Origin of the sequence: Mycobacterium sp., from assembly GCF_050701675.1 — a bacterium.
Taxonomy (GTDB): domain Bacteria; phylum Actinomycetota; class Actinomycetes; order Mycobacteriales; family Mycobacteriaceae; genus Mycobacterium.
In genome coordinates this window covers 1-3,602 of the sequence record NZ_JBOGDD010000886.1, presented here as the reverse complement: position 1 = coordinate 3,602, position 3,602 = coordinate 1, and the positions used below count along the sequence as shown (strand labels likewise).

Here is a 3,602-nt window from a genome sequence, read left to right as displayed (position 1 = left end):
GCCTGGATCTCGTCGATGGCCTGGTAGATCACCGAGTAGTACCGAATGTCGACACCCTCGCGGTTGGCCAGTTCGGTCGCCTTGCCCTCGGCACGGACGTTGAACCCGATGATGATGGCATTCGACGCCGACGCCAGGTTGACGTTGGTCTCGGTGACGCCACCGACACCGCGGTCGATGACGCGCAGTTCGACCTCGTCGCCGATGTCGATGCCAAGCAGGGCTTCCTCGAGCGCCTCGACGGTGCCCGAGTTGTCGCCCTTCAGGATCAGGTTCAGCTGCGAAGTCTCCTTCAGCGCCGCATCCAGATCGTCAAGGCTGATGCGCTTGCGGGTACGCGCGGCCAGAGCATTGCGCTTGCGCGCGCTGCGCCGGTCGGCGATCTGCCTGGCGATCCGGTCCTCGTCGACGACCAGCAGGTTGTCACCGGCACCCGGCACCGACGTGAAGCCGATGACCTGGACCGGACGCGACGGGGTCGCCTCTTCGACGTCCTGACCGTGCTCGTCGACCATGCGCCGGACGCGGCCGTAGGCATCGCCTGCGACGATCGAGTCGCCGACGCGCAGCGTGCCGCGCTGGATGAGCACCGTGGCCACCGGGCCGCGACCGCGGTCCAGGTGAGCCTCGATCGCCACACCCTGGGCTTCCATGTCCGGGTTGGCCCGCAGATCCAGCGTGGCATCCGCGGTCAGCAGCACCGCCTCGAGCAGGTGATCGATGTTGGTGCCCTGCTTGGCCGAGATGTCGACGAACATCGTGTCGCCGCCGAAGTCCTCGGCGACCAGGTTGTACTCGGTGAGCTGCGCCCGGATCTTGGCCGGGTCGGCGCCCTCCTTGTCGATCTTGTTGACCGCCACGACGATCGGCACGTCGGCCGCTTGTGCGTGGTTGATGGCCTCCACCGTCTGCGGCATCACGCCGTCGTCGGCCGCCACCACCAGGATGGCGATGTCGGTGGCCTTCGCGCCGCGGGCACGCATGGCGGTGAACGCCTCGTGACCGGGGGTGTCGATGAAGGTGACCAGTCGCTCGTTGCCGTCCAGTTCGGTGAGGACCTGGTAGGCGCCGATGTGCTGGGTGATGCCACCGGCCTCGCCCTCACGGACGTTGGCCTGGCGGATGGTGTCCAGCAGTCGGGTCTTGCCGTGGTAGACGTGACCCATGACGGTGACGACCGGCGGCCGGAACTCGAGATCGTCCTCGTCGCCCTCGTCCTCGCCGTAGGTGAGGTCGAACGACTGCAGGAGCTCGCGGTCCTCGTCCTCCGGGGACACGACCTGCACGACGTAGTTCATCTCGCCGCCGAGCAACTCCAGCGTCTCGTCGCCGACCGACTGCGTGGCCGTGACCATTTCGCCGAGGTTGAACAGCGCCTGCACCAGCGCTGCCGGGTTGGCGTTGATCTTGTCGGCGAAGTCCACCAGCGACGCGCCGCGGGCCAACCGAATGGTCTCCCCGTTGCCGTGCGGCAACCGCACGCCACCGACGACCGGCGCCTGCATGCTTTCGTACTCGGCGCGTTTTGCCCGCTTCGACTTGCGGCCACGACGGACCGCGCCGCCGGGACGACCGAAGGCACCTGCGGCACCGCCGCGCTGGCCGGGACGGCCACCGCCGCCTGGGCGTCCGCGGAAACCACCTGCTGGCGCGCCACCTGGCGCTCCGGCGCCACCGGCGCCGCCACCGCGGTAGTTACCGCCGCCGCCTGCACCGGGAGGACCGCCGGGACGTCCACCGCCACCGCCGGGTCCGCGGGCACCGGGTCCTGGACGTGCTCCACCGGGACGACCAGCCGCAGCCGGACGTGCACCTGGCGGGCGCGGGGGCATGTTGCCAGGCGAGGCACCGCCGGGACGAGGTCCGCCACCGGGTCGCGGTGGGCCACCCGGACCACCCGGACGGGGTGGGGCACCTGCACCCTGCGGAGGCCGCGGGGCAGGACGCTCGACGGGCACTTGCGTGGAGAAGGGGTTGTTGCCGACGCGCGGCGTGCGCGGACCGGGCCGGGGAGCACCGGGAGCCGGAGCTGACCGGGCGCCGGGAGCGGGCGGCGCAGCCTGGGTCGGCTGCTCACCGACCGCTGGCGGGGCTGGCGGGGCTGACGGCGCAGCGGCCACCTCGGGTGTGGGTGCGGGCGCGGGGGGCGCCGCGACGGGCTCGGGTTCGGGTGCGGCGGGCGGCCGCGGCGCTGCGGGCTTGGGGCCTGCGGGCTTGGGGCCTGGCGCGGTGGCCACCCCATTGCCATTGGACTCGGCACCGGACGCTGCCTTGGCCGCGGGTGCCGCCTTCGCGGGGGCGGGCTTCGAGCCCAACGCCTCCCGGAGCCGACGGGCGACGGGCGCCTCGACGGTCGATGATGCTGATTTGACGAATTCGCCCTGTTCGCTCAGTCGGGCGAGTACTTCCTTACTGGTGACACCGAGTTCTTTGGCCAACTCGTGCACGCGGGCCTTGCCTGCCACTACATCTCCTGTCTAGGAGGCGACAGCAGTGGGCCGCGCCTCGGGTTTAGCTATGACGCATGGTCATCGGAACTTCACGGTGTGCTCATGTTCTTCGCTACCTGTTCTGTTGCCGGGCGATCGAGTCGAACCACTCGACCACCGCGGAGGTGTCCGGCGAACCGGTGATGCGCAACGCTCGAACGAATGCCCGCCGCCGGATTGCCACGTGTAGACACTGTTGGTCGGGATGCAGCCACGCACCCCGCCCGGGCAGATTACCCGCTGCGTCGACCGAGACGGCGTGATTACCGTCTCCGTCGTGAACAGCGGCCACTCGAAGCAGTTCGACGGCCAGCCCACGTTTCCGGCATCCGACACACGTACGCACTGGTCCTTGGGGACTTTGGTGCAGCCGCGCGCGGGGAACCGAACTCTCGCGCTGGATCACGGCTCAGTCTACCGTCACGATTGCCGCAGAAAGAAACGCGTGCTCGCTACGCCTCGCGGGAGGCGCCGTGCGAGGCCTCCTCGTCGGGGGCGGGCGCCGCGTCACTGCGAATGTCGATCCGCCAGCCGGTGAGGCGGGCCGCCAGTCGGGCGTTCTGCCCCTCCTTGCCGATCGCGAGCGACAACTGGAAATCGGGTACGACGACACGCGCAGCCCTGGCTGCCTCGTCGATGACGGATACCGACACCACCTTGGCCGGTGAGAGTGCGTTGGCCACGAACCTCGCGGGGCTCTCGTCGTAGTCGATGATGTCGATCTTCTCGCCGGACAGTTCGCTCATCACGTTGCGCACGCGCTGTCCCATCGGACCGATGCAGGCGCCCTTGGCGTTGAGACCCGAGACCCGGGACGTGACCGCGATCTTGGAGCGGTGGCCGGCCTCACGCGCTACGGCGACGATCTCCACGGAGTTGTCGGCGATCTCCGGCACCTCCAACGAGAACAGCTTGCGTACCAGATTCGGATGGGTACGGGACAGCTCGATCTTGGGTTCGCGCGCGCCACGGGTCACGCCGATGACGTAGCAGCGCAACCGATCGCCATGTTCGTAGGACTCCCCAGGGACCTGCTCGGCGGGCCGGATGACGCCCTCGGAGCCCTTCGCCTCCGTACCCAGCCGCACGATGACGTTCCCGCGCGTGTTCTCC

3 protein-coding genes are annotated in these 3,602 nt (G+C 69.4%); all 3 read right to left on the bottom strand.

The genetic code is table 11. From position 1 onward, the window contains the following. Positions 1–2,465, bottom strand: a 2,465-nt coding sequence (gene infB / locus ACRDUX_RS27005) for a translation initiation factor IF-2 (RefSeq protein WP_526418286.1), incomplete at its 3' end; no start/stop codon positions are given. Between the two features lie 97 nt (positions 2,466–2,562). Continuing rightward, positions 2,563–2,781, bottom strand: coding sequence for a DUF448 domain-containing protein (locus tag ACRDUX_RS27000; protein ID WP_526418284.1), 219 nt, complete (start codon positions 2,779–2,781; stop codon positions 2,563–2,565). 160 nt (positions 2,782–2,941) lie between these two features. Continuing rightward, positions 2,942–3,602: transcription termination factor NusA (gene nusA, locus ACRDUX_RS26995; RefSeq protein WP_526418282.1), on the bottom strand; the 661-nt coding region annotated here is incomplete at its 5' end.